The 26,943-nt window shown below is 39.9% G+C and carries 27 protein-coding genes; 20 read left to right on the top strand and 7 right to left on the bottom strand.

From position 1 onward, the window contains the following. Positions 1-151: 151 nt before the first annotated feature. From ACMUMK_RS12010 to ACMUMK_RS11955, 12 genes are all read left to right on the top strand, one after another. A complete protein-coding gene (locus tag ACMUMK_RS12010) occupies positions 152-1,063 on the top strand; it encodes a hydrogen peroxide-inducible genes activator (RefSeq protein ID WP_414701349.1) in 912 nt (303 codons plus the stop codon). Between the two features lie 201 nt (positions 1,064-1,264). Then, complete coding sequence (locus ACMUMK_RS12005) at positions 1,265-1,807, top strand: RNA polymerase sigma factor (protein WP_414701348.1); 543 nt, start codon at positions 1,265-1,267, stop codon at positions 1,805-1,807. Beyond that, positions 1,800-2,468: a hypothetical protein gene (locus tag ACMUMK_RS12000; protein ID WP_414701347.1), complete on the top strand. Its 669-nt coding sequence runs from the start codon at positions 1,800-1,802 to the stop codon at positions 2,466-2,468. Before ACMUMK_RS12005 ends, ACMUMK_RS12000 begins: the two co-directional genes overlap by 8 nt. 10 nt (positions 2,469-2,478) lie before the next feature. Next, positions 2,479-3,423, top strand: a complete 945-nt coding sequence (locus ACMUMK_RS11995; RefSeq protein ID WP_414701346.1) for a hypothetical protein — start codon at positions 2,479-2,481, stop codon at positions 3,421-3,423. Positions 3,424-3,516: 93 nt separating this feature from the next. Beyond that, entirely contained in the window at positions 3,517-4,641 is a 1,125-nt protein-coding gene (locus ACMUMK_RS11990; RefSeq protein WP_414701345.1) for a beta-ketoacyl-ACP synthase III, read from the top strand. A 66-nt stretch (positions 4,642-4,707) separates the two neighbouring features. After that, positions 4,708-6,726, top strand: a complete 2,019-nt coding sequence (prsK, locus tag ACMUMK_RS11985) for an XrtA/PEP-CTERM system histidine kinase PrsK (protein WP_414701344.1) — start codon at positions 4,708-4,710, stop codon at positions 6,724-6,726. A 25-nt stretch (positions 6,727-6,751) separates the two neighbouring features. Continuing rightward, positions 6,752-8,113, top strand: coding sequence for a PEP-CTERM-box response regulator transcription factor (prsR, locus tag ACMUMK_RS11980; RefSeq protein ID WP_414701343.1), 1,362 nt, complete (start codon positions 6,752-6,754; stop codon positions 8,111-8,113). 28 nt (positions 8,114-8,141) lie between these two features. Further along, positions 8,142-8,540 (top strand): CidA/LrgA family protein, encoded by a 399-nt coding sequence (locus ACMUMK_RS11975; RefSeq protein WP_414701342.1) that lies wholly within the window; start codon positions 8,142-8,144, stop codon positions 8,538-8,540. Further along, on the top strand, positions 8,533-9,243 hold the full coding sequence (locus ACMUMK_RS11970) for an LrgB family protein (RefSeq protein WP_414701341.1): 711 nt from the start codon (positions 8,533-8,535) through the stop codon (positions 9,241-9,243). Before ACMUMK_RS11975 ends, ACMUMK_RS11970 begins: the two co-directional genes overlap by 8 nt. A gap of 68 nt (positions 9,244-9,311) precedes the next feature. Then, positions 9,312-11,039 (top strand): DUF1566 domain-containing protein, encoded by a 1,728-nt coding sequence (locus ACMUMK_RS11965; protein WP_414701340.1) that lies wholly within the window; start codon positions 9,312-9,314, stop codon positions 11,037-11,039. Between the two features lies 1 nt (position 11,040). After that, on the top strand, positions 11,041-11,541 hold the full coding sequence (locus ACMUMK_RS11960) for a DUF1566 domain-containing protein (RefSeq protein WP_414701339.1): 501 nt from the start codon (positions 11,041-11,043) through the stop codon (positions 11,539-11,541). An 89-nt stretch (positions 11,542-11,630) separates the two neighbouring features. Beyond that, positions 11,631-12,413, top strand: coding sequence for a YggN family protein (locus ACMUMK_RS11955; protein WP_414701338.1), 783 nt, complete (start codon positions 11,631-11,633; stop codon positions 12,411-12,413). 125 nt (positions 12,414-12,538) lie between these two features. Here ACMUMK_RS11955 and ACMUMK_RS11950 read toward each other — a convergent pair whose 3' ends face one another. Beyond that, positions 12,539-13,474, bottom strand: coding sequence for a hypothetical protein (locus ACMUMK_RS11950; protein WP_414701337.1), 936 nt, complete (start codon positions 13,472-13,474; stop codon positions 12,539-12,541). 200 nt (positions 13,475-13,674) lie between these two features. Beyond that, positions 13,675-14,313, bottom strand: coding sequence for a DUF1826 domain-containing protein (locus tag ACMUMK_RS11945; RefSeq protein ID WP_414701336.1), 639 nt, complete (start codon positions 14,311-14,313; stop codon positions 13,675-13,677). Positions 14,314-14,641: 328 nt separating this feature from the next. Between ACMUMK_RS11945 and ACMUMK_RS11940 the strand changes: the two genes are divergently transcribed. Continuing rightward, entirely contained in the window at positions 14,642-16,291 is a 1,650-nt protein-coding gene (locus ACMUMK_RS11940) for a methyl-accepting chemotaxis protein (RefSeq protein WP_414701335.1), read from the top strand. A gap of 50 nt (positions 16,292-16,341) precedes the next feature. On the opposite strand, the gene hemW is transcribed toward ACMUMK_RS11940, so the two are convergent. Genes hemW through srmB form a run of 3 tightly spaced genes read right to left on the bottom strand, consistent with a single transcriptional unit; the run spans position 16,342 to position 19,385 of the window. Beyond that, positions 16,342-17,502, bottom strand: a complete 1,161-nt coding sequence (gene hemW, locus ACMUMK_RS11935; protein WP_414701334.1) for a radical SAM family heme chaperone HemW — start codon at positions 17,500-17,502, stop codon at positions 16,342-16,344. Positions 17,503-17,506: 4 nt separating this feature from the next. Further along, entirely contained in the window at positions 17,507-18,121 is a 615-nt protein-coding gene (locus ACMUMK_RS11930) for an XTP/dITP diphosphatase (protein WP_414701333.1), read from the bottom strand. 4 nt (positions 18,122-18,125) lie between these two features. Next, on the bottom strand, positions 18,126-19,385 hold the full coding sequence (gene srmB / locus ACMUMK_RS11925) for an ATP-dependent RNA helicase SrmB (RefSeq protein ID WP_414701332.1): 1,260 nt from the start codon (positions 19,383-19,385) through the stop codon (positions 18,126-18,128). 217 nt (positions 19,386-19,602) lie between these two features. Here srmB and pncC point away from each other — a divergent pair, with 217 nt between their 5' ends. Further along, a complete protein-coding gene (pncC, locus tag ACMUMK_RS11920) occupies positions 19,603-20,100 on the top strand; it encodes a nicotinamide-nucleotide amidase (RefSeq protein WP_414701331.1) in 498 nt (165 codons plus the stop codon). A 137-nt stretch (positions 20,101-20,237) separates the two neighbouring features. Continuing rightward, complete coding sequence (gene recA, locus ACMUMK_RS11915; protein ID WP_414701418.1) at positions 20,238-21,260, top strand: recombinase RecA; 1,023 nt, start codon at positions 20,238-20,240, stop codon at positions 21,258-21,260. 90 nt (positions 21,261-21,350) lie between these two features. Here recA and ACMUMK_RS11910 read toward each other — a convergent pair whose 3' ends face one another. Then, on the bottom strand, positions 21,351-21,680 hold the full coding sequence (locus ACMUMK_RS11910; RefSeq protein WP_414701330.1) for an EscU/YscU/HrcU family type III secretion system export apparatus switch protein: 330 nt from the start codon (positions 21,678-21,680) through the stop codon (positions 21,351-21,353). A gap of 13 nt (positions 21,681-21,693) precedes the next feature. Continuing rightward, positions 21,694-24,006: a flagellar hook-length control protein FliK gene (locus tag ACMUMK_RS11905; RefSeq protein WP_414701329.1), complete on the bottom strand. Its 2,313-nt coding sequence runs from the start codon at positions 24,004-24,006 to the stop codon at positions 21,694-21,696. Between the two features lie 186 nt (positions 24,007-24,192). Between ACMUMK_RS11905 and ccmA the strand changes: the two genes are divergently transcribed. From ccmA to ccmE, 5 genes are read left to right on the top strand one after another with little or no spacing between them, the layout of a single operon-like run. Further along, a complete protein-coding gene (ccmA, locus tag ACMUMK_RS11900) occupies positions 24,193-24,822 on the top strand; it encodes a cytochrome c biogenesis heme-transporting ATPase CcmA (protein ID WP_414701328.1) in 630 nt (209 codons plus the stop codon). Further along, entirely contained in the window at positions 24,822-25,487 is a 666-nt protein-coding gene (ccmB, locus tag ACMUMK_RS11895) for a heme exporter protein CcmB (RefSeq protein ID WP_414701327.1), read from the top strand. The genes ccmA and ccmB overlap by 1 nt, the downstream gene beginning before the upstream one ends. After that, a complete protein-coding gene (locus ACMUMK_RS11890) occupies positions 25,487-26,245 on the top strand; it encodes a heme ABC transporter permease (RefSeq protein ID WP_414701326.1) in 759 nt (252 codons plus the stop codon). The genes ccmB and ACMUMK_RS11890 overlap by 1 nt, the downstream gene beginning before the upstream one ends. Then, positions 26,245-26,463 carry a heme exporter protein CcmD gene (ccmD, locus tag ACMUMK_RS11885; protein ID WP_414701325.1) on the top strand — a complete coding sequence of 73 codons (219 nt, stop codon included), beginning with the start codon at positions 26,245-26,247 and terminating at the stop codon, positions 26,461-26,463. Before ACMUMK_RS11890 ends, ccmD begins: the two co-directional genes overlap by 1 nt. Further along, positions 26,460-26,942, top strand: coding sequence for a cytochrome c maturation protein CcmE (gene ccmE, locus ACMUMK_RS11880; RefSeq protein WP_414701324.1), 483 nt, complete (start codon positions 26,460-26,462; stop codon positions 26,940-26,942). The genes ccmD and ccmE overlap by 4 nt, the downstream gene beginning before the upstream one ends. The last annotated feature ends 1 nt before the right edge of the window (position 26,943 follow it).

Genomic DNA, 26,943 nt, shown 5'->3' with positions numbered 1-26,943 from the left:
GGCAAACATGTGCCGCCTTTTTTTGTATTGCGGCTAGTTGATGTAGGTGAAAAGGCTAATTTTAACGGGCTAACTCAAAGCTAATGGTTTTTATTCATAGTCAATTGAGTATAAAATCATGAATATTAATCGCTTTTATTGATGACAAAAAATGAAATGGCCAAACCTTAAACACCTACATTACTTAGTTGCCCTACACCAGGAGCAGCATTTTCATCGAGCGGCACAACACTGTCATGTTAGTCAGTCTACTTTAAGTACTGCCATTCAAAATTTAGAAGAGCAATTTGGGGCACAATTACTCGAGCGAGAGCATAAAACATTTGTGTTCACGCCTTTTGGTTTGGAATTGGTCGAGCGGGCGAAAACTCTGCTAACTGATGTACATGAGTTGGTGGACTTTGCTCAAAGTGCTGGTAATTGGCAGGCGGGTAATCTTAAATTGGGAGTCATACCTACCATTGCGCCTTTTATATTTGAGAGCTTGATTGAGCGGGTAAATAAGCATCTACCTAACATTAATTTACAACTGCAAGAAGATACAACTGCCAATTTACTTGCCCAGCTTAATGAAGGGGCACTTGACTTATTAATTATGGCTTTGCCGATGGAAACCCCTGGTTGTAAGCAGCTTGTTCTTGGCCACGATCCATTTCATTTAATTGCCCATCAAGCCTTATTAGAGTCCTTACCCAAACCACTTGATGTGGCTGAATTACCTAAAGAGAGTGTGTTTTTGCTGCAACAAGAGCACTGCATGACAGGGCATGCAGTGAGTGCTTGTGGGTTGAAACACAAAGAGCAGGTTAGCTCTTTGACTGCCAGCAGTTTATATACTTTGGTGCAGCTCGCTAAAAGTAAGCTAGGATTTACTTTCATGCCGGAGTTGGCTATTCAAAACAATATTTTAAATGGCTCTCCTTTGGTTTCTTTACCGGCAGAGGATATGGCCTACCGAGAAATAGGTATGGTTTGGCGCAAAGGTACTACCCGAGTTACTTTGTTTAGGCATTTAGCTGGGTTAGTTGCTCCTTTGATACCTATAGCCACTCTAACTCCTTAAAGGTGTATATCATGTTTTGCCTCCTTTCCTGTTTGTGCTGATTCGAATTGCCCAATACAAATTAGCCTCTTGCCATACCCCCTACTTTTTAGTTTTTTTAAATTTTAGTCTTTGAGTTTAAGAAAAACTAAACTTTTAGATGAGTCATCTCGACTTAATCTATGAATAGGGAACACACCTTTACTTTGGGAACTAAAAATAGTGTTTGAAAAGAGTGACGAACAGCTAATTGCTAAAGCACTACAAGGCAATAAAAAGGCTTGGATTAGTTTACTGAAGCGTTATGAAAAACAGGTTTATAACTATGGCTTGCGAATGACGGGGAAAAATGAAGATGCTTTAGATCTTATGCAAGAAGTGTTTATTTCTGTATTTCGTAATTTAGCGAGTTATCGAAATGACGGTAGTTTTCGGAGTTGGTTATTTAAAATTGCGCACTTTAGATGTATTGAGTTTTATCGCCGTAAAAAACCTATGCTCGGAATAGATGATGCTCCAGAGGAAGCATGTGGTGATATTAGCGCTGCTGAGACTATTGCTATCAATCAAAAGAATGAGCAATTAATTAAGGCCATGCAGCAACTACCTTTGGCACAGAAAACAGTTGTCGAGCTGAAGTTTTTTGGCCAGTTCACCTTTGATGAAATTGCACTGCAGACTGGGATGTCTGCAAACACAGCTAAGTCTCGTTTATATGGCGCTTTAGCAAAATTGAAACAGATTATGGAGATTGAGTATGTCTAAACAACAGCCTGAATTAAGTAATGAAACGTTATTAGCTCTTTGGCTAGAGGGGCGTTTATCTGCAGCCCAGCTGAGTGAATTTGAAAGTCGTTGTGTTAGAAGTCGCGAATTCGCCCAAAAAGTAGAAGAGGCTAATGCTTTGCTGCTAATGGCTGAAGAATATCAACCAGAGCAAGTTCCAAATTGGAACCGAGGTGCGACGTTTGAAGAAAATACAGAGCTCAAGTGGTGGCAATGGCAAGGTTTATCGAGCTTGGCATTTGTGACTTCATGTTGCGCAATTGTTGTAGTGTTAACAGGCTTGCAGGTCCGTATCGACGAAGGAGCCCTCACTATTGGTTTTGCAGCAAAGCAAACCAGTCAAGACGTTGAAAATTTAGTGAATGAAAGGCTGCAAGAATTTAAACAAGCACAGCAAGTGATACTGCATGACTATGCTCAAAACATGCGGCAGCAACAGCTTGATGCTAGTACTCAACTTACACAATATTTACTCAGTGCAAGCCGTAAAGAGCGCCGAGAGGATTTTGCAGAATTAATAAAGCACGTAAACGAACAAAGGGGAGATGACCAACTTTTTTATGCCCGTCAGTTAAACAAATTACAACATGATATTTATGCCATTCCTTTGCAGTCAGGAACGGGTGATATGAATGAGTGAGGAAACACGTATGAATAAATCAATTAAGAACACGCTAACGGCCATAGTGGCATTAGGTACATCGGTGAGTTTGCCTTATCAAGCTGTAGCAGCTGCTAAGAGTGATACCAAGCAAATTCGTAATGAAGTAGGCATTATGTTGAATATTTTACAAGCCTCGTTACGGCAACAAGGCTCAAATAACAACGTCCGTTTTCGCACAGACTCCGTTTTTTATTTGGCCAATCAAGGTGTGGTCTTTGAAATAGATGGTGGTAGCCGTGGTGGCAGCTTTTTTGGGTTTGATTTACAAGGTCTACTTAATCATATCCCCGTTACACCTACAGCGCCAAATAACCTAGGGGCTTCTGATAGTCACTTTATCGATGCTAGTGAAATAGAAGCGATTGTGGAGAGAATAGTACAGCACGGAGATGATTATAACGATGACTTACGTGACAACTTACGGGATTTGAGTGAAGAAAAGCGAGAGCTTGCATGGGAAAAAAGAGAATACGAACGTAGTTTAAGAGATCTTGAATTTGCAAAACGTAACGCTGATAGTGAGCGTAAAGAAGAGCTTGAGACAGAAATCGCCAAACTAGACAAAGCCCTTGCCAAAGTTCAAAGCAAGTCAGAACAATTAAATAAATATCGTGAAGAGTTAGAAGCACAATACCAAAAGGAAAAGGCTGTGCGCAGTGCAGCAAAAGAAAAGCTTTATGCAGAGAGCTTGGCAATGTTTGAGGATACAGTTGGCGATATGCTATGTAGTTATGGTGCTGGATTGAAATCTTTACCTCTTGCTGAAAACGTCACATTTTTACTTACTGATTTTATTCAAGCTGAAGATGATAAAGGGATGGGAACCCAAGACAAAGTTTATGTTTTTAAATATACAGATGTGAAGTCATGTGTAACGGGAGCTATCGACAAAGAACAGCTATTAGCATCTGCGAATACTTATCTGTTTTAAATTCAAAGGGCTAAAGTCATGACATTTAAGTAACAAACCGCTAAGCTAACATGATCTTAGCCTTAAATGGCTTGTCTTTTGTTAGGATTTTGCATGACATCTTCAGTAGTAATTAGTGGTTCAGGCTTATGGAAGCCAGCTCATAGTATCTCAAACGAAGAACTCGTTGACGCATACAATGCTTATGCGGTTCAGTTTAATGAGCAAAACCAAGAGGCAATTGAAAAAGGAGAGCTGACTGCAAAGCCCTTTTCAAGTGCTGAGTTTATTGAAAAAGCTTCAGGTATACGTAGTCGCTATGTATATGTAAAAGATGGTGTATTAGATATAAATCGAATGCGCCCTAATATCCCAGAAAGAGCAGATGACGAATTATCTGATCAAGCTGAAATAGCGATTTATGCCGCGAAAGATGCGCTGAAAGCAGCTAATAAAAAGCCAGAAGATATTGATGCGGTTATCGTATCTTGTGCTTATACACAACGCTCTTATCCAGCTGTTGCTATTGAAGTACAAGAGGCTTTAGGCATCAAAGGCTTTGGATTTGACATGCTGGTGGCATGCTCAGCAGCCACATTTGCATTGCACCGCGCCTATGAAATGATAGCCGCGGGTACTGCGAAGTCGGTGTTATTGATAAATCCAGAAATGATTTCCCCGCAAATTAATTATTGTGACCGTGACAGTCACTTTATTTTTGGTGACGTAGCCACCGCTATGGTGGTAGAAAGTGCTGAAACCGCCACATCAGACCATGTGTTTGAAGTGCTTAGTACTAAAGCTGTGACCCAGTTCTCTAATAATATTCGTTCTAATTTTGGTTATATTAGTAGAGCAAATGATGCAGACCCGTTTGCGCCAGACAAACTTTTTCATCAAGAAGGCCGAAAGGTGTTTAAAGAAGTGTGTCCCATGGCTGTTGAGCACATCTCCGAACATCTAGAGCGACACGATATAAGTTCAACACAAGTATCTAGATGGTGGTTGCATCAGGCTAATATTAATATGAACACCTTCATCACCCGCAAGTTGTTAGATAGGCAACCACTTCCTGAGGAAGCTCCCATAGTGTTAGATACATTTGCAAATGCTGCTTCTGCTGGATCAATAATAGCTTTTCATTTACATCACCAAGATCTTCAATCTGGGGATATAGGTTTGTTATGTTCTTTTGGTGCCGGTTATTCCATTGGAAGTCTGGTATTGCGTAAAAAGTAATATTGGACTTGGTAAAAGAGTCTTTAATAATTTAAATCATAACCTTGAAACAGAGTGAGATATTAGATGTTAGCAACAATTGGATACGCGTTAAGTAGTGCAGGATACGCGTTTTTATTATTGTTGCTGTTGACTGTAAGGAAGTCTGGCTTAGCTAAGTACCTATTGATTTTAGCTACGTTAACGACTTTTTTATGGTCATTATCTCCGTTTGTTATCGCTCCTATGTCAATGGAGAGCCTTTTATTTTTTGATAATGTTAAAAACCTTATCTGGTTACTGTTTTTAGCTTCATGTTTAAAAGATAACTTCACTAACATAGGTGAGGTGTTAGCCAGAAAAGAAACCTGGTTCATTTTAGTACTTCCCTTATTGGCACTGGTTTTACCTTACTTAGGTTTGAACAGTGTGGCTTGGCAATTTTTGTTGCAAACCATGATCCCGCTGCAGTTCTTGATTTTATTAGAAGTGATATTTCGCCAATCCGGTGACAACGGCTGGGCCATTAAGCCTTTGATTTTATATCTTGCGGTAATTAGTTTGTTTGATTTTGTAACCTTTGCGAATGCCTTAATGGTTGAGCAGGTGCATATAAATTACATTACCGCCCGTGGGTATATCCATGTGGCTTTGATTCCTTTTTTAATATTAGCTATTAGGCGCGTTAAAAACTGGGGAGTGGAAATTTATATATCTCGTGAGATAGTCATGCACAGTACTTTACTCATGGTAGCTGGTGGCTATTTATTTGTCATGGCTATGATTGGCTATGTCGTAAAATATATGGGAATAGAGTGGGGCTCCACAATACAGTTTGTGCTGATTGCTTTGTCATTAGGTTTACTCGTTACCTTATTTTTATCCTTAAAGTTTAAAACACGTATAAAAGTCTTTATTACCAAACACTTTTTCGCAAACCAATTTGATTATCGCCAAGAATGGTTAGAGCTTACCCACTGCCTTAGTAAAGAGGACGCTGACGGGAATATCCATGGTACTGCTTTGAAAGGCTTAATTAGTGCTATTGATTATGAAAGTGGTTGCTTTATTCAACTCAAAAACGGTAGCTTAAAATTACTCGCTAACATTAATCACCCAAGTTTGACCGCGGAAGAAACCCAAGTATTAGATATATTTAGCACATATTTTCAGTCTAAAAACTGGATAGTAGACATAGAAGAACTAAGGACTAAACCCTTTGTTTATGAAGGCTTACGCATTAATCATGCTTTATTAAATGAGGTATCCTTTCAACTTGTTATTCCTATCTATAACGGTGATGAGCTATGGGGTATGGCGACACTGTTGGGAACTGAAAATACTGCCGTTAAACTCAATTGGGAGTTAAGAGACTATTTAAAAGCGGTTACAGCCCAAGTGTCCAATTACTTGTTTCACCACCAGGCCGCAGAAGAGCTGGCGGAAAACGCCCAGTTCGCAGCTTTTAGTCGAATGTCTGCTTTTGTGGTACATGATTTAAAAAATGTATTGGCACAAATTGATTTGATTTTATGCAACGCAGAGCAGCACAAGGATAACCCTGAATTTATCGATGATACCTTTGAAACATTACATCACACCAAAGCTAGAATGGACAAAATGTTAAGGCAATTAACAGAAAAGAATACTCCTAAAGATAGTGGTGATAGTTTGGTGTTTTTATCTGAGTCTATTACGGATGTTATCGAGAAAAAATGCGGGACCTTATTACCGGTACCGCAAATCGTCGTTGATAATGAAAAACCTGTAGTGTTAGATGATGACAAGTTTAGTAATGTGATGTATCACTTAATCAGTAATGCACAGCAAGCTACCGATGATAGTGGTAAGGTAGAAGTGGTAATTGAAATATCCACAGACGAACGTTACATGCTGATTAAAATTATTGATACTGGCTCTGGGATGAGCGAAAATTTTATTCAAACTCGGTTGTTTAAACCGTTTGATACGACTAAAGGAAATGCGGGGATGGGTATAGGCGCTTATGATGCCAAGGCTTACCTTGATAAAATAGGTGGTCAGCTACTCGTAGACAGTGAGCAGAATGTGGGTACTACTTTTACACTGCGAATTCCAACCAATTAAGATATTAATAAAAGGGTTATAACACATGGACAAGATACTAGTTGTGGACGACGACTTGGGGATCCAAAAGCAACTAAAATGGAGTTTTTCTGGTTATGAAGTTATTTTTGCTGAAGATCGTACCTCAGCAATTGCCCAATTAAGACGCTTTGAACCTAAGGTTGTTACTCTCGATTTAGGATTGCCCCCTGACCCAAGTAATGCCAGTGAAGGCTTAGCTACTCTGGAAGAAATTTTAGCTTTGTCGCCTTACACTAAGGTAATTGTAGTTACTGGTAATAACGACAAACAAAATGCGTTAAAGGCTATTAGCTTAGGGGCTTATGATTTTTATCAAAAGCCCATTGATTCTGACACTATTCAAATATTAGTTGGCCGAGCGTTAAACCTTTTTAATTTAGAAATGGAGAACAAGCACCTCGCTCAGGTTGCGCCTGCCATGGATCGTATAATTGGCCAAAGTGAAGGTATTTTAGCCGCAAGTAAAAAAGCAGAGCGTATCGCACAAACTGATATTAGCACCTTGTTATTGGGGGAAAGTGGCACAGGTAAAGAAGTGTTTGCCCGCAGTATTCATGAGCATAGCCTCAGAAAAGATAAACCTTTTATTGCTATAAACTGCGCATCAATCCCTGAAAATTTACTTGAAAGCGAATTGTTCGGTTACGAAAAAGGAGCCTTTACTGGTGCTAATAAAACCACACCCGGTAAAATAGAATCAGCGCAAAATGGCACTTTGTTTCTTGATGAAATAGGCGATATGCCAATTGGGTTGCAAGCCAAGATGTTGCGTTTTCTGCAAGAGCGAGTCATTGAAAGAGTGGGTGGCCGCTCAGAAATCCCAGTGAACATAAGAGTTATTTGTGCGACCCATAGAGATTTGCAATCCATGGTGGCCGAAGAAACCTTCCGTGAAGATTTGTTTTATAGAGTGGGTGAAATTAGCATCCTTATTCCACCGCTAAGAGAGCGAGACAATGACGTTGTACTGCTTGCTAAAACTTTTTTAACGCAATACAACGAAGAGTTTAAAACTAAGATTAAAGGATTCAGTGAATCAGCCATTAAAGCAATGAAGCAACACAAATGGCCAGGAAATATTCGTGAATTACAAAACAAGCTAAAATCCTCAGTTATTATGGCTGAAGGGACTCATATTCAAGCTGAAGACCTAAGCTTGTTCGTAAAGGATGATGAGCCCAGTATAGATACATTGAATTTACGAGAAGTGCGTGAACACGCAGAAAGTCGTGCCATTAGAAATGCTTATCAAGTGGCTGAGCAAAATATGTCTAAAACTGCTGAGCTATTAGGTGTGACACGACCAACCCTTTATTCGTTAATTGATAAGTATCACATGGAAGATATTAAAACCTCTGCCAAATAATATTTAAGAACACTTTAAGCGAGCTTGTGTGGTAATTCTTCAAAGAACAGTAGCAATATTAAAGTTAGCATTATGTTGTTTGGTTCTCATACTATGTTGGGCAGCCGGATATGGTCTTAGTTTAGTGATTGCCTTGCCTCCAGCATTGTTAGGCTTATTTATTTTATTTATAGGTTTAGCGGTTATAGGTCATGTTCCTAAAGATTTGCTTGATGTATGCCAATTTTTACTTCGGCATTTTTCTTTGTTTTTTGTCCCTCCTTTAATTGCAGCTTGGGTATACGTTGAAACCTTACAGCAACAACTTTGGTTATTTTTGATGGCAATTGTTGCCAGTACCTTTTTAAGTTTTCTTATTACCTCTTGGTTAGCGCGACGCTTTTTACCTGCAGATACAACAGCAGACAAGGAAAGTGATAATGGTTGATTGGTATGATTGGCTTAACCTAACGTCAATTGGCTGGGTTATCTTCACCGTTATTGCTTATATAAGTGCATTATTTATTTTTCGGTTATCAAGGAATAATCTTGTTTTTCACCCTATTGTAATCGCTGCTGTTATTGTCGCTGGTTTATGCGTAGTTACTAACACTGAGCTTAGTGATTATGCTTTATATTCGCAGCCTCTCAGCTGGCTGTTAGGCCCAATAACTGTGGCATTGGCGGTTCCGGTATATCAGCAATTGCGATCTTTAGTGGCCGCCGGGTGGCGTGGGTTTTGTGTTGTGGTCTGTGCTGGTCTATTAGCGCCTGTTTGTACTCTAGTGATTATGAACTTTGGTGATTACTCAAATGAGATAAAACTCTCAAGTCTTACAAAGTCTATTACCACTCCGTTAGCTATGGATACCTCTCATTTAATCGGTGGTGTGCCCGCGCTAGCCGCCGCTGTTGTAATTATTACTGGATTAATCGGCGTACTGTTAAGTAAGTTGGTATTTAAAATAACAAAAAATAAAGACCAAAGGGCTCAAGGTTTAGCCCTAGGTACTATTGCTCATGCAATAGGTACATCTCAGGCAATGCAATTGAGCCAAAAAACCGGTGTTTACTCAAGTATGGCTTTATGTGTTAACGGTATAGTGACAGCAATAGTGCTACCTTTATTCTTTTACTTGTTTGGCTCATAAATTCTTAACTCATTTCTACTTCTTGGATTGATTCAAGGGCTGGTACATATAGTGCATAGGCTATCACTATGAGTATCTTTGACGTATTAAACATTGTTATGAAGCGTGTTCTAAATTCAATCCTATTGCTCACCAGTATTATTTTTTTATATGGGTGTTCAGATAGTGCAAGTGACAGTAGTCAGTCAGATAATAGGGTCTTAGTGAATGCTGGTGCCAAGCAGTCTGTCAGTGAACAAACAGAAGTTACCCTTAGTGGTCAAGCTACGGGGCAAACTGATGAATTGACTTATGCTTGGAGTGTGGTGCCCAGTCTAACCATTACCCATGCAGATACGACACTAGCCACTGCGACCTTTACCGCGCCAGTTACCACAGAAGTCGTTACTTATACTTTTACACTAACAGCTACAGATGGTGAGGGAAATACTGGGTCAGACGAAGTCTTGTATCAAATCAACCCTGTCAATATTTCTCCAACCGCACAAATTGATGTTATTACAGTAGATGACTTTTCTAATAATGTTTATCCCGCTGGATACAATATAACTCTTGATGGTTCAGCAAGTGATGATCCCGATACTGCGGACGAGGTAAACCCCATTGCCGTATATTCATGGCAACAAACTGCCGGAGAATCAGTTCTTGATAATGTTAGTACTCTTGGTGATACCTTAACTTTTAATACGCCTATTTTGCCTGATGCTAATGTTATTACCTTTGTTTTGACCGTGACCGATGATGAGGGAGCTGAAGACTCTGAAACTATCAGCTTGAATATTCAAAGTATTCAACAAACCCAACCTGTAGTTAATGCAGGGCTCGAGCATGAGGTTTTCTCTGGAGAAACTATCATTTTAAATGGTGTGGCTAGTACCACGGTTGATTCTTCCTCCCCCCTTACCATAAATTGGGTTAGCGATACCCTAGATACGGTTTATATTGATAGCCCAAGTAGTGAACAGACGTTTGCTATTGCGCCTTTAGTGAGTGAGAAGTTAACACTTACTTTTACTATGGAGGTTGAGGATGCTGTGTCAAATCATGTCGAAGATAGTATTACCGTAAATGTTTTGCCGTTACCAATTCAACCTTTGAATGACACTGGCGTCATTCTACAGGCAACCGATAGTACAATAGAAGATGGGCATCAAAACGACTACCCCGGACAAGATGGGCAGCGGGGCCAAGATATAATCAATGACAGTGGTATTTCTACTAAAGCGGGAAGAGGGCTACAAGGCTTTGATTTTACTGCGTTAGATGAAATTGGAGACGAGGTTGATGATATAAGTTTAGGATGGCAGTGTGTTAGGGATAATATTACTGGGTTAATTTGGGAAGTTAAAACTGCCGCAACAGAGACGGATCTACACAGCAGTAGTCATAGCTACAGTTGGTATGAATTACAAACAGACGGGACTTATTCTGGTGAAGAAACAGTCGATGAGGCGAGCTGTTCTACTACTAGCTGCAACACCACAGAATATGTGGCTGATGTAAACGAACAAGGATTATGCAATTTTAAAGACTGGCGTTTACCAACCCATGATGAGTTGCTATCTATTGTACATTATGGAAAAGATGATGGCTTGATGGTTGATGGCGAGTATTTTCCAAACACAACCGACTCTCTAGGGGATGAGGTCTGGTACTGGACGACTCAATCTAGTGCTGATGGTATGTCTGGCACTGAATCACACGCCGCTTGGGCGATTGACTTTGTTTCCGGCAACGATAACTTTTTACCAAAATCAACAGCTGCTCGGATTCGATTAGTTAGGGCGGGGAGGTAGTATGAAAAAACTATTCATTTTGTGTTTTTTTATTTCAAATTTTGCGGCAGCTCAAACCTGCTTAAGTGATTTTGATAGCAGCTCACAAGACACTGAATTTGTTGATAATGATGATGGTACGGCAACGGATTCTGATTTAGGGCTTATTTGGATGAGATGCAGTATCGGGCAAACCTGGGAAAATGAAACTTGCACTGGGGATGGGTTAGAGCTGACTTGGCAAGAAGCCTTACAAGTTGCCCATGGATACGAATATGCAGAATCCTTGGGTTGGCGCTTGCCAAACATGAAAGAGCTAGCAAGCTTGGCTGAAAGAAGCTGTGTACGCCCAGCAATTAATGAAGTGTTTTTTCCGAATACTTATTCTGATGACTATTGGACTTCAACCCCTTCTGTAGTTGATCCTCAGAGAGCTTGGGTAATTGCTTTTTTCAATAGCAGTAATGCGTTAAAAGATAAAAACCTTACGGTATTTACTCGCCTAGTGCGAACTGCAGATTAACCTAAGTTTTATCTGTCCTGTCTTATATTGTATTGCATTCTATTTAATTAAAGGCAAACTTACGTCTGAGTCAGTTTTGTTGGAATAGAATGCGCTACCTTGTTTTTATATCGTTACTTTTAACTCATTTTGGGTTATACGCCGGAAATAGTTGCGAAGTGTCGCTTAACTATGGCGTGGTTGTGACTGACACTCAAATAAGAATATTAAAAGAACATGGTAGGGTGGTTTATCAAATTAATGAACCCGCGCAACTTTTTGTAGAGGGTGAGTGGATAGCATTAACACCAGAGCAAGAGCAAGACTTAGCTAGGCTTTCAAAAGGGATACATAAAGTTGTCCCCAAAATGATCCTGCTCGCTAACGAAGGTGTTGAATTAGCCATAGATACAATAGAGCAAGTGTATGGTGGCTTAGTAAAAGATGATAAAAGCCAAAAGAAACTGCAAAAGTCATTAGAGCGAGTCCAAACAAGCGTAAATGAGAAGTTCATCAGATCAAACGATACCTTCTATATGGGGCCGGGAAAGCTTGAGCAAGTAAATGATCTTGTGGATAGAGAATTAGAAGAGCAAATTGAAAGTGCCATTAGTACTTCTGTTGGCGGGATCCTATCTGCTATTGGTGGTTTGGTTGCTAGTGATGAGACATCTGAAGAAAAAATTGAAGAGATTGTCCGTAACCTTGAAGGGATGGGCGAAGATATAGAACAAACTGTTGGTCCTAAGGTTGAAACCTTAAAGCTAAAAGCCAAATGGTTTTGTCATAAGTTTAATAAGTTAGATAAGCTAGAAGACAGTTTAAGAGAGTCAATCCCTGAGTTACAACCCTATAATGTGTTAGTGACTGGCCATGTTAATCACGACAAATAACAAGTATTGAAAATCTATAGTCGTTATTCTTAGAATTCCTTTCCCTTTTAAAACTCATTTTTTATAAACTTAGTAAATTAATACTTTGCATAGTACTGGGCCGCTAACCAGTAAATCTCTCATTCTCAGAAAAACTTAATTAATGATAAGTCTCCAAACGACGTATCTATGTGCCTACCTTTTTGCTGCCATGCCCTAAGTACCACTAGTAGCTTTTTATTGTTAGATGTCCAAGAAAGGCCTGCGCCTATGGCTTCGACTTTCTCATCCCCAGAATCTTTAAGTCCGAGTAGTGGATCTTCATTTCGAATATGTCCTTTACCAATTTTGTATTCGGAAAATCCGTGAATATTGTAGGGTAAATGAAAAGAAACAAATGGACCAATGTTTACCCCTATTGAGTTTGAGGTAAGCTTAGTTACTTCTGGCGTTTGAGATTGTAAGAACTCAGCTTGAAATACTATGCTCTCTTGGTTTTCAAGAGTTAGGTGTTTGAAAGACCAGCCGCCAACTAGACTTAATGACCAGTCATATTCATGGCTTAGTTGGGGTTTATTAAGGAAGAAGTGTTGAAATAGTGAGGATTTATTACCAAAAGTATACAAATTATGTTGTCCAAAAAGCTCTATTTTAGTGGATTTAGTCATTGTCCCAAAAAGTTGCGCGGTTTGGCCGCTGTTAAGCTCTCTAGCAGATTTTTGTAGCCCTTCTAAAGTTTGGTAATTAAATGTGATTTTTGAGTGCTTAAATTTACGGTATGAAAACAACAAGTCTTGTGTTTTGGTTTCGGTTGATTGGTCAAAAGCATCGATGGCATAACCTATTTCAATGCCATTAATATCAAAATAAACCCCAATTCGTTCGTTATGTAACGGAGCTAAAGAGAAAAGTGTTTTCTGATTACTCGGTGTAACATCGTCGAATATAAGTGTGTGACTAGTTTTGGGAATTGATAAGGTAGTTCGTACTGACTTTAGGTCAAGCTCAAATGCTTGGGATGGTCCAATGTAAATAAGGGTATTGAGCAAAAAAATAAAAGCGATGCAAAAGCTGACATTCATTAGTAAGGCCTAGTTAACAGTTGTGTGTAGCAGGTTAACTATTTTCCTAAGTGAATAAATCACAAATACCTAACATTTAATATGCGGTTTTAATACGTTTTATAAAAATAGCCTGTTTCACAGCAAGCTAAAACTCGTGAAACTGCCCCAGTATTTTAATGGGGCATTTAGTTTCACAAATCTATAAAAATGAGTTTAAGCTACATGGGATCAAGTGTCAGTAATACACGAGCTTCATCCGTTTGTAATTGACAAGAACGATGCACAGCAGCTAACTCTTCATGGTCTTGCCATGCCTTACCTTTTAATAGCCCAACGTCAAATTCATTCATTTGTTGAATGTGATTTTCATCATAATACATCCCAAATTTAGTTTGTTTTAATTGTTTATTGGCTGGGGGAGGGCACAGTGTTTCAACAGGGAGCCATTCGGTGCCAGAGCCTAAGTAAGTATTTACAAGCCGAACCGGGATATTGTCCATGTGAAAGCTAGGGCACATAGCGGATTTAAGCGGCACTAAGCGCATACCTACGTGCTGACAATTAAAAAGGCAGGTAACCATGTCAGATAATAAATGAATGTCTTCAATAACGTCATCTATGCCCGTACAGTCAGGCAATGATTTTTGTAATTCATGCTTCATTGTCTCGATGGAATAAATACCGTTTATACCCATGCCTAGGGATGAAAACACCTTCGAAAAGTAGTGGCTGATAGATTCCTTAGGTGGGCGGTTCCATATGACAACACTTTTAGAATCTAAAAATATATCAGTCAAAACCTGTGGTGATTCATGTTCACTCCAAGACGCAGTCTCGTTTACTTTAGTGGCTAACATCTGTGTACTCCAAATTGCGGTGCTGATCTATTAACCACTCGTTCTAATCGTAGTTCTTGTTGTTATGTTATAACATACCGCTTGGGTGGCAGGGTAGTTTTACGTGAAATTTTAGAAGTAGTCTTATGTTGGTCTGGTGTTTTTATAGCACTACTTTAGGCGCCTTTTACTGTAGTAACACCTTTGAAAATATTCGCTATAGGTTCAGGTATTTATTATCTTGCCGATAGTTAACCTTAGTTTATTTGCTCATTTGAAATAAAAATTACAGAAAGGCTTTCTAGTCCTGTTTGTCTTTCTAATTTCTTTTTTAACACCGGAAAATAATATGAATTTTATCAATCAGTTGTCTGTTAAAGGCCGTTTAACTCTGGGTTTTGGCTCAGTTTTATTAATGATGCTCCTGTTAACTGTGATTGGTGTATTTAAAGTCCATTACATTGATACCGCACTAACTAAAATTAAAGATATAGACTCTGTTAAACAGCGACATGCCATCAATTTTAGGGGGAGTGTTCACGACAGAGCTATTGCTATTCGAGATGTTGCGCAAAGTAGAGATAGAGCTGAACTTACTGCCTTTATCAATGAAATAAAAAAATTGCAGTCTTTTTATCTAAAGTCAGACAGAGAAATGCAAGCCATGATGACCGAGGGGATTTATTTTGGTGAGCAAGAAAAGAATATTCTAGCCGATATCAAGCAAGCACAAACTAAAACTAATGAGATTGTAGAAGATATTATAAGCCAAAAGAAAGAGTTTCAAAGTGTGCAGTTGCATGACCAGCTCCTAGATGATGTTCGGCCAGCTTTTGTTGCTTGGCTTGCTGCAATTAATGAGTTTATTGATTATCAAGAGACGCAAATTCAAAGCGCCACTAAGCTTGCTCGAGATCACGCCGATGGGTTTCAAAATATTATGATTGTTTTGAGTGTTGTTGCTATTGGTATTGGCTTTATTGTTGGTGCGGCAATTAAAAATAGTTTGTACTGTTCTTTAGGTGGTGAGCCTGCTGATGCTGCCCATGCTCTTAATGTAATATCCGAGGGAGATTTAACCAAAAATATTGAGACTAATCATAAGGCAAGTATGTTGTCTTCAATGGTACGTATGCAAGATAAGTTGAGAGGAATTGTAACTAGTATTACCGGTGCGTCAGTTGAGTTGCATCAGCAAACGAACTCTTTAGCTATGGGATCGGAGCATATATTTCAAGCCGCGCAGCGCCAACATGTTTTAACCTCACAAACAACAGCAAACCTGACTGAAATGAAATCTAACGTAGCGCAAGTATCACAGCGAGCAACGCAAAATAAGGAAAATGCCGAAGGTATGCTTGATAGGGCGATTAATGGTTTAGATGCAGTTAATCAAAGTGCTAAAACAATGGAAAAAGTTACACTTGAAGTCAGTAAAACTGTTACACAAATAAGCAACCTTGAAGAGCTTACTAATCAAATTGGTGGCATTACGAGTGTTATCCATGGCGTATCTGACCAAACAAATTTATTAGCGCTAAATGCCGCTATCGAGGCTGCTAGAGCCGGAGAGTCAGGACGCGGATTTGCTGTGGTAGCAGATGAGGTTAGGCAACTCGCTTTAAGAACAAGTGAAGCTACTGCTGAGATAGCTAGTACGGTAGAGAAGGTTCAAAAAGAAACTGCGCAGGCTGTTGTATCTATGCAAGACACCTTGCCTCATGTTGAAGAGGGGAAAAGTCGAACACTAAAGGCTATGGAATTATTACAAGAGATTGAGCACCATGCCACTCAACTATTATCTAATGCTGGGGTTAACGCTACTTCTGCTATGGAGCAGGCTGAACGCATAGTGGTGGTAGCTGAAGTGGTGACAGAATTAGCCAATATGTCTCAAACTTCGCTGCAGTCTTTAGATGGCAGTAAACATGCTCTTTCGTCTCTTAATTCTCTAGCAGAGAAACTTCATAAGGATGTTGGTTTTTTCAAACTTAGTTAGCTTAATTACAAACTTGATGACTTGTAGGATTAAATAGAACCCATTAAGTCTTACACCATGGTTTCTAGTAGGGTATTGAGGTAGCGTCTGCCTAAAGGGGTTACCTGCCAATGGGTTAGGGTTTCTGTAAGTAGCCCTTTGCTTATCGCTGCTTGTAAGTTGTTGCTTGTATGCTCATCTAAGCTTTGCCCTGTAAAATCTAAATAATCTTGCTTAGGGCAGGGCTCAATTAAGCGAAACCGGTTCATAAAAAACTCAAAGGGTAAATCTTCTGGTGTGACTGTATTTGACTCGTAGGTATAGCTGCGAGTTAAGTCCATATAGCCTTTGGGGTGCTTGACTTTAACTGTGCGAATAATGCGACTCTGCTCAGGCAGAGTTATCTTTCCATGTGCGCCGCAACCAATTCCTAGGTAGTCACCAAAACGCCAATAATTCAGGTTGTGCTGACATTGTTGGCCTTTTTGGCTATAGGCTGATATTTCGTATTGTTGAAACCCAGCTGCTTGTAATAGGGCGTCCCCTTTTTCTTGTATATCCCACAGGAGTTCGTCTTCTGGCAGTTTAGGCGGTTTAGAATGAAACTGGGTGTTAGGCTCAATTGTGAGTTGGTACCAAGATAAATGGGGGGGCTTTTGGCTAATTGCGGTTTTTAAGTCAAACAATGCGTCATCAAGGGATTGCTTAGGCAAGCCATGCATTAAATCTAAATTAAAACTATTCAGGCCAACTTGCTTTGCTATTTGGGCGGCATTTTGTGCTTGTTTTTCATCATGAATGCGTCCTAACGCCTTAAGCTTACTTGGCTGGAAGCTTTGTATGCCGATAGATATGCGATTTACACCTGCTGCTACGTAATCAGCAAAACGCTGGGCTTCAATTGTACCCGGATTTGCTTCCATAGTAACTTCGGCATTAGTTAGTAAGTTAACCCGAGAGTTCACGCCTTTAAGTAATCTAGCTATTGAATTTGCAGAAAATAGGCTAGGGGTGCCACCACCAATAAAAATGCTGCAAATTGGCCTATCACCTATTAAAGGGGCATCCTTTGCTAAATCATCTAGAAGGTGGCTTATGTACTCTGCTTCGGGCAGAGTCTGCTGTTTTTGCCCATGGGAGTTGAAGTCGCAATAAGGACATTTTTGTACGCACCAAGGAATATGAATATATAAAGACAGTGGTGGGCATTGTAAGCTTGTTGATGAACTCAATACCCTAGCTCATTTTTTGCTTTAGCTGCGAGAGTAACAATGTTAAAGCTTTGCCTCTGTGACTCAATGCGTTTTTTTGCTCGGGAGTTAGTTGGGCTGAACTGCAGTTTTTTTCAGGTACCCAAAATACAGGGTCATAGCCAAAGCCGTTGTCGCCATCTTGTTTAGTGGTGATTTCGCCAGCCCACTCTCCTTGGCAAATAATCGGAGTTGGGTCATCTGCATGGCGCATAAAAACCAGTACACATAAAAATTTAGCTTGGCGTTTATTTGCCGGAACATCAGCCATAGCGTCAAGCAACTTCAGTATATTGCTTTGATCTGTGGCATTGTCGCCAGAATAGCGAGCAGAATATACACCTGGTGCACCGCCTAGTGCGTCTACCGCTAAACCAGAGTCATCGGCGATAGTGGGTAAACCTGTGATTTTTGCCCCATGGCGCGCTTTTATTATGGCGTTTTCAACAAATGTGGTACCTGTTTCGGCCACGTCACCAACAGCAAAGTCACTTTGTGGAAGCACTTTAATACCTAAGTCAGACAGCATTTTGGCTAGCTCTTTTACTTTGCCTTGGTTGCCTGTGGCAAGTACTACTTCTTTTATATCTTGATAACCCATAATATTAACTTTTTGGCCCTCTACCTTTAGCCTTTCTCTTTTTACCCTTTGCGGCTCGTTTAGCTTTTAATAAGGCCTTTTTAGTTTTGGTACTGACCTTCTTTTTAGTTGGCGGTCTAGCTTCTTTATTTTGTGGCCTTAGTTCTGCGATCACTCTGCGTTTAAGTTTTTGTTTTGTGTAGCGTTCAATCTTAGGCACAATTGCAATGTCGTGAGCTTCTACTAATGAGATAGCTGTACCTTTGTTACCGGCACGACCTGTACGTCCGATTCTATGCACATAAACGTCTGCTGTGCGTGGCATATCGTAATTAATTACATGGCTGATGTTGTCTACATCAATTCCTCTGGCCGCTACATCTGTAGCAACGAGTATTTTTACTTCGCCACTTCTGAACCTTTCCATTGCGGCGTTGCGTTTGTCTTGTGGCATTTCCCCTTGTAGCCAACAACAATCTATATCTGCAGACTGCAACTGCCCTACAAGTGTGGCTAAGCGCTCTCTAGTTTTTACAAATACAATGGCAGTTTCTACTTGATTGCTGAGTATGTGTGTAAGCAATGCAAGTTTATGGTGGCCATTGTCTGCTAAGTGGATCCATTGGTGAATTACACCTTTTTCTTTGCGGCTAGAGTCAGCTTCTAACTCCACTGGATCGTCTAATAAGTCTCCTGCAAAACGCGCGATACCAGCCCCTTCTAAGGTAGCTGAAAACAACATACTTTGTTTGCGCCAGCGAGCTTCAGCTGCAATTTGATTCACAACTGCAGAAAAACCCATGTCTAGCATACGGTCAGCTTCATCGAGAATTAAGCACTCTATATCACGGCAGTCAAAGCTTTCTTTCTCGATATGTTCAAATAAACGTCCAGGCGTTGCCACAAGAATATCTAGGTTTTTTTCTAGTAAGTCGCGGTCTGTTCCATAGTTAATACCACCGGTTATTACGCCGCAATTAATATGGGGCAGGTATTTACATATGGCTTTGGCTTGCTCAAATATTTGTAATGCTAATTCACGGGTGGGCGTAAGTATCAAAATTCGCGTGGAGCCTGGATTACGCCTAGGGTAGTCTAGTAAAAACTGACATGCTGGCAATAAAAATGCTGCAGTTTTACCTGTGCCTGTTGGTGCAGATGCCAATATATCTTTGCCATTCATGGCTTCTGGGATAACTAATTTTTGTATGCTGGTGGGCTCTTTATAGCCTAAATCGACCACTGCATGGATCAGGTCATCGTCTAATTCTAATTGTTCAAACATGTGTACTTAAGCCTTGTTTCTTCGAGGGCTTGGGAATTGTTGCCGATTATAAAGGAGTAGTGACAGAAATGCTTAAGCATTTTATGTTTTAGATTGTTTATAGGTGGGGATAATATGTTTTCTTGCCCTAAAAAATTGTTCAATGTCATAATTAGCACTATTGATATTCAACAAGTCTAAATGTTTACAAGCGTTTAGCTCACAACAGGTTGTGGATATGACCGATGAAATACTTCGTTTAGCAGCACTACTAGGGCAGAGTCTCGCAGATAAAGGTTGGCAAATAACATGTGCTGAGTCATGCACTGGCGGGGGGATTGGCTATGCCATCACAAGTACTCAAGGTAGCTCTGCATGGTTTAATAAAGGATTTATCACCTATTCAAATGAAGCTAAGCAAGAAATGTTAAATGTGACGCCTAGCACTTTAGTAACTTATGGTGCTGTGTCTTCAGAAACAGTGAAAGAAATGGCGATTGGGGCTGCAACTGCAGCGGGTGCTAAAGTCGCAGTAAGTGTTAGTGGTATAGCTGGTCCCGATGGGGGCTCGCCTGAAAAACCTGTAGGTACAGTATGGTTTGGTTTTTTTGTGGCGGGAGATACCTTTACTGAGAGGCAAGTGTTTACAGGTGACAGGCACAATGTGCGTATTAAAGCGGTTGAGTTTGCACTATCTAATGTTTTGAAGGTGTTGATAAAACAGACAATTAGTTAGTTTATTAAAAATTAATTGACGCTTTTACTTGTAACTGTATAACCATACAGTATACTTTGACTATAACTACTGTATAGCAAATTGCATTGTGAGTGACTAATTGTTAGCTCATGACAATGCTAACAATTACGAAGGACATTCTGATGGATGACAACAAAAACAGAGCGTTGAGCGCCGCCCTTGGTCAAATTGAAAAACAATTTGGTAAGGGGTCTATCATGAAGCTTGGCGATAATAAAACCATGGACGTTGAAACCATTTCAACAGGCTCTCTAGGTTTAGATATTGCGTTAGGCGCCGGTGGCTTACCTCTTGGTCGTATAGTTGAAATATATGGACCTGAATCTAGTGGTAAAACTACCTTAACTCTTGAAGTGATTGCTGAAGCACAGCGTAATGGTAAAGTTTGTGCTTTTATTGATGCAGAGCATGCACTTGATCCTATTTATGCTGCCAAGCTTGGTGTAGATGTAAACGAGCTTTTAGTTTCTCAACCTGATACTGGTGAACAAGCCCTAGAGATTTGTGACATGCTGACTCGTTCTGGCGCTGTTGATGTGATTGTTGTGGACTCTGTAGCTGCACTTACGCCTAAAGCTGAAATTGAAGGAGATATTGGTGATTCTCATATGGGCCTTGCAGCTCGAATGATGAGCCAAGCAATGCGTAAATTGACTGGTAATCTTAAGCAGTCAAATACTATGCTGATTTTCATTAACCAAATTCGTATGAAAATTGGGGTGATGTTTGGATCCCCAGAAACCACTACTGGTGGTAATGCACTGAAATTTTATGCCTCGGTACGTTTAGATATTCGTCGTACTGGTTCGGTTAAAGTCGGTGACGAAATAGTAGGTAATGAAACCCGGGTGAAGGTAGTCAAAAATAAAATTTCTCCTCCTTTCAAACAAGCTGAGTTCCAGATAACTTATGGCGAGGGAATTAACAGCCATGGTGAGCTAATTGATCTTGGTGTGGCCCATAAGATGGTTGAAAAAGCTGGTGCTTGGTATAGCTATAATGGTGAGCGTATTGGTCAAGGTAAAGCTAACTCAATTAACTATTTGAAAGAGCACCCTGAAATGGCTAAAGAAATTGATACTCGTTTACGTGAGTTGTTGTTATCTAAACCAGTGGTTGAAAAAGAGCCAGAAAGCTAATTTTTTAGCACTTAAATACTGTTTGAAACCCTACCTGAGCGTAGGGTTTTTGTTTTTAAGGCTAGGCTAATTACCGTAATAAAATAGAGATTATACTTTTTTAGATATTTTGCCGTGTGACTTAGCCCAGCTATCGGGAAATTTACCCTGAAGAACATACGAGAATGAAATTAATTCGGCGATTACATGGTATAGCTGATCTGGTATTTCTTGACCTAAATCAAGGGTGGCTAAGAAGTCACTTAGGTATGGATCTTCATGTACAAGTACGCCATTGTCTCTGGCAAGAGCAACGATTTCATCGGCTAGCTCTCCAAACCCTTTAGCTACCACTTTTGGAGCAGAGTTAGCCGTCTCTTGATTATATTTGAGGCCAACTGCACTCTTTTGCTTGTTGTTATGTGTAGATGAGTCTTTCATTGTTACTACTCCCTCAGGCTTGGGTTTGAAATACGTGGTAAGGCCGCTGTGCCAAGGTGTCTGGAATTTTACCCAACTGGCATGCAGTTTTATTTACTGTTATCCCTAAAGTGTCTAATTTACGTTTTAGTAGTGGTAGGTAATTCATTACTTGAATTTTTACTTGGTCATTTGATGCGTAAAAATTGATATCTATATTATCGGGTCTTAATTTTGCCTTTGTAAGTAATTCTCCCATTTCTCCTACAGATAACTTCATGGTAAGTTGCCAAGTCTTATGTTCGGCTTGTTCTTTGTCTTCATTATTTTGCTGGTCACTTTCTCTTTTAATTAACAGCTCTACATCTTTCATACTGCCCGCCATCATAGACGGAAGGTTGTAATAAAAGGTGTCTTGGCCTTGAACTTGTTGTTCAGCACTCGCTAATTTGTTGGCTTGATGTGCGGACATTAAGCGACTTATGCCACGAATTAGTTGATGCTTTTGTTCTAGCTGGGAGAACTCTTGAAGCCCTTTGCTGGTTGTGCTTTTTCCTGAGGTACTGAGTACTTTATTTAAGATTTCTACTATTTGTTCAGAACGTTGATTTTGCCCTTTGACTAACCTTGAGCTTAAAGATATTTGCAGCATAGTAATTAAGCCACTAAACAAGCCTTGGTTAGTGGCTGGGTTGGCTAATTGCGTATTAGACAAGTTCAAAATTGGAGCGGTTAATAATTGCCTGATATTTTGACTATCTGCCTCCTTGGCTTGAGGTAAGCCTTGCTTAACTTGAGTCAAAACCTGCTCTACCATTTGCTTCGTTGAAGCTTCTTGAGGGCCTTTAAAAAACTCTTTATCTGACAGAGCATTATCTAGTACTTGTAGACTGTTCGTTGGCGCTTCTGCTTTAGGCTGTACTATTCTGATCAGGCTTTGCAGCAATGTTGTTTGTTTAGGTTTGTTGTTGAAAAGTTGTGAAGAGACAATGCTATTGGCCATTGGTTTTTCTATTACTTCTTTTAGTAGTGCAGCACTTGCCTCTTTAAGCGTATTCTTTGTTTCAATGGTTGTTTCAGGTTTACTGGTGTTTACTGCTAGCTCTTTAGGGGCAGTAGCTTTGTTGTCTGTAGTGGGGGCGACTGCTTTAGTCTCGACCTCAGGGGGATTGGCTGGTAAAGCAGCACCAGATGAAAGTGGTTGAGTCACTAGCTTCGTTATTGCAGCTAATCCTGGCACTTTTAATGGGGCTATATTCTGAGCTAATTCTCTTGTTACCGGAATAGTCATTAGCGGTTTTTGGTTTTGTACTGTGAGCATGGCATCGCCTGAAGCAGACACCTGTAGACTCAATTTTTGAATAGGTAAGGTTTGTAGTTTTTGGGCAAGATTTACGCTTTCTGGAATATTGGAGCTTACTAGTTGCTGCAGTGTTTGTTTTATAGGTAAGTTTATTTCAATCGCTTTATTAATATCGCTGCTGCTGTGTTGCTGTATAGCTTGCTTAATTATATTTGGCGCTTGTTTAGCGGGCACTAAGGTTTGCTGAGTTTTAGCTTCTGGCCTACTGGTGTGTTGTTGGCTGGCATTTGATGTTTGATTTAATATTGGTTTATCTATTGGTTTATCTATTGGCTTTGATGTCAGTTGCACTTGGGGCGGCACTGGGGTGTTATCAAGCTTAGATATGCTAATTTGCCAATTATTCCCCTTGGGAATGATAGTAAGTGCCACCTTGTCATTGGGGATAAATTGACTTGCCTGCTTTAGCGGAATCGAAATTTCAGCCTGATTATTAAGCTTTAAAGGTAGTTGATTTTGCAATTTGGGCTGTAAATTACTAGTTGGCGTTTGATTTAATTTAGCTGTAGTCTCGATTGACTCTTTTATTTTCGTAGGTGCAACCGTTCCTTGTAATTGCAATGCATTTAAAACTTTGTCTGCTTGATTTAGCTTAAGACCGGCTATAAGTTGTTTTGCTGGTAGCTTAAGTAAATTCGTTATTTGTTGTTCAGACAATAAAAAGCTGTTTTTTGTTAACTCTGATGAAGTTGGTGTTGAGCTGCTTGGCGTTGTAAAAAACTGCAGTGATAAAGGGCTCTCGGAAGCTACCCGAACTTGATACTTTTGCCCGTTGGACAGTGCCTCTTTTATATTTTCACTTGTTAAGGTGACCGTTTTACTAAGTAGGCTTGCGTCTTTACTCAATGAAACTTCATTGCCTCCTAAATGTTTCACTAAGACTTCTATGCCTTGCTTTGCTATATCTGAGGTAGATGATAGCTGGCTAAGCTGAGTTATAGCTTGCGAAGCCGTCGCTTGTGAGGAAAGTGGTATATCAGGCATATTTACGTTATCGGCATAAAGCGAAAAGATTTAATAAAATTCAGTGTACCCCTTATTTGCAGTTTTACTTACGCTAGTTTTGCACTTATTAAGTTGGTTAAGCTAATTTTAGCGACTATTTTCTGTCGTTGTGGACCTTCCCTATGATATTATTGACGACTATTTTGTGATCCAAAAGAGAAGATTTTGTCAGTACTTTCAGTGAATAATTTGTCTGTGGTTAAAAGGGATAGGTTATTATTTTCTAAAGTAAACTTTGTGGTTAATCCAGGTAGTTTAACCTATTTAAAGGGCGTTAATGGGGCCGGAAAGACAAGTTTGCTTAGGGTGCTAGCAGGGCTAGTGGAACCTGAGTCTGGCGAGGTGCTGTTTCAAGGTGAAAACATTCAGAATTGCCGAAATGATTATGCCGGTAATTTGGTCTATTTCGGGCACAAGTTGGGCGTTAATCAAACCTTAAGTGCAGTAGAAAATATTCTATTTTGGTGTCAGTTACATAATGTAGCGACTAGCACTAATCGTGTGTATGAGGTGCTTGCGAGTCTAAACTTGGTTGGTTTAGAAGATATTCCTATTACTCATTTATCTGCAGGGCAGCAACGTAGGGTCGCTTTAGCTAGGTTTTGGTTTAAAGATAATGCCAAACTCTGGATTTTGGACGAGCCGTTTACTGCATTAGATGTAGATGGAATAGCGCTACTTAATCATCATATTATCGAGTTTTTAACAAAAGGCGGTGCTGTAGTGATGACTTCTCATCAGTCTTTACAAATTGATTACCCTACGGCTGAAGTCACTCTGGAATATAAAATTTAATGCAGGCTTTGGTTTCTTTACTAAAAAAAGAGTTGTCTTTAGCTTATAGACAAAGGGCTGAATTGATGCAGCCCTTATTGTTTTTTGTCTTGGTGATAACTTTATTTCCATTAGGAGTGGGGCCAGAGCCCAAAACATTACAACTTATTGGACCTGGCGTGATTTGGGTGGCGGCAATATTGTCTTCTTTGTTGGGGTTAGAAAGGCTATTCAGAGATGACTACAATGATGGCTCCCTAGAGCAACTCATTTTATCTGGTACATCTCTATCGGGAGCGGCTTTGGTGAAAGTGTTTGCCCATTGGGTGACAAGTATCCTTCCTCTTATTATTTTGTCTCCATTGTTAGCCTTGTTTTTACACTTGAGTGAACCTATGTACTGGGCGTTACTGCAAACTTTATTGCTGGGTACGCCGTTACTGAGCCTTATTGGTGCTATAGCCGTAGGACTAACTGTAGGTTTAAATAAAGGAGGCATGTTGTTGGCTCTTTTATTACTCCCTGTTTTTATTCCTCTTTTAATTTTTGCAACGTCAGCAGTAGAAGCTGCGTCAATGGGATTACATTATAACGCGCAGCTGGCAATTATTGGTGCCATGTTGCTTATTTCTATAGCATTGGCTCCATTTGCCATTGCTTATGCACTTAGAGTGAGCCAAAACTGATGTTCAAATGGTTACATCCTTACGCTAAAACTGAACGCACTTACCTACTTTGCCAAGCTTTGTTGCCTTGGTTTACTGTGTTTGGTCTTTTAATCATAACAATCGCCACTGTCTGGGGCTTAGCTTTTGCTCCCACTGATTATCAGCAAAGTGATGCCTACAGAATTATTTACGTACATGTGCCAACGGCCGTTTTGTCAAAGAGTTTATATATTTCAATGGCAATTGCGGCCTTTGTTGGTTTGGTGTGGCAAGTAAAAACCTCTTTTATGGCTATGATGGCATTTGCGCCTGTTGGAGCCACAGTGACGTTTATATCTTTGGTAACCGGTGCCGCTTGGGGTAAACCTATGTGGGGGACCTGGTGGGAGTGGGATGCAAGACTTACATCGCAACTTATTCTGTTGTTTTTGTTCTTAGGTGTAATTTCTTTGTACAAAGCCTTTGATGATAAACAGCAAGGTGGTAAAGCTGCTGGAGTGATGGCAGTTGTTGGAATAGTCAATCTACCTATCATTCACTATTCAGTTGAGTGGTGGAATACCTTGCATCAAGGTGCGACCATAATGAAATTAGATAAACCGTCTATGCCGCCAGAAATGCTTTGGCCACTTTTATTGAGTATTTTAGGTTGGGCTTTAGTTTGTGGTGCTGTTTCTATTAAGCGATTACAAAATGAAATTTTAAAAAGAGAGTTGAAACGTCCATGGGTGTTGAAGTTAGCTCTTGATAAGCAAGTTTTGAGTGATAAGAAATAATGTATTTTGATGATTTTCAGAGTTTTATAAATATGGGCGGCTACGGCTTGTACGTATGGTTGTCGTTTGGTTTGGGGTTTCTTAGTTTAGCTTGGTTATGGTTAGATTCTGTGTTTAGTCAAAAATCTCTTTTTAAGCGTGTACATGCAGAGCAAGCTCGATTAGCAAGAATTAAAGCCGCGTCTGAACAGCAAACTGTTAGTGGAGGTAAAGTATGAACCCAAGACGCCAAAAACGTTTGATGGTGGTATCTGCCATAGTGTTGGTTATCGCAGGTGCGGTTGGTTTAATGTTATATGCGTTAAACCAAAATATTGATTTGTTTTATACGCCTTCAGAAGTGATCCAAGGTAAAGAAGGAAAAATACCTCAGGTGGGGCAGCGCCTGCGAATTGGAGGTATGGTGGTTGAAGGGAGCGTAGAACGAGACCAAAACACCTTAGCTGTGAGTTTTGATTTAGTTGATACAGGGCCAATTGTCACTGTTAGTTATCAAGGTATATTGCCTGACTTGTTTAGAGAGGGGCAGGGGATAGTTGCAACAGGTGTGTTAACAACTCCAAACCATATTGAAGCACATGAAGTGTTAGCGAAGCACGATGAAGAATACATGCCACCAGAGCTTGCAGAAAAAATGAAAGGTATTAAGCATGTTAAACCTCCTCAAAGTACAGACACTGAAAATGGAGCCTATTAAT

The sequence above is a fragment of the Paraglaciecola sp. 2405UD69-4 genome (assembly GCF_047525415.1).
Classification (GTDB): Bacteria; Pseudomonadota; Gammaproteobacteria; order Enterobacterales; family Alteromonadaceae; genus Paraglaciecola.
This window is presented reverse-complemented; position numbering and strand designations above follow the sequence as displayed.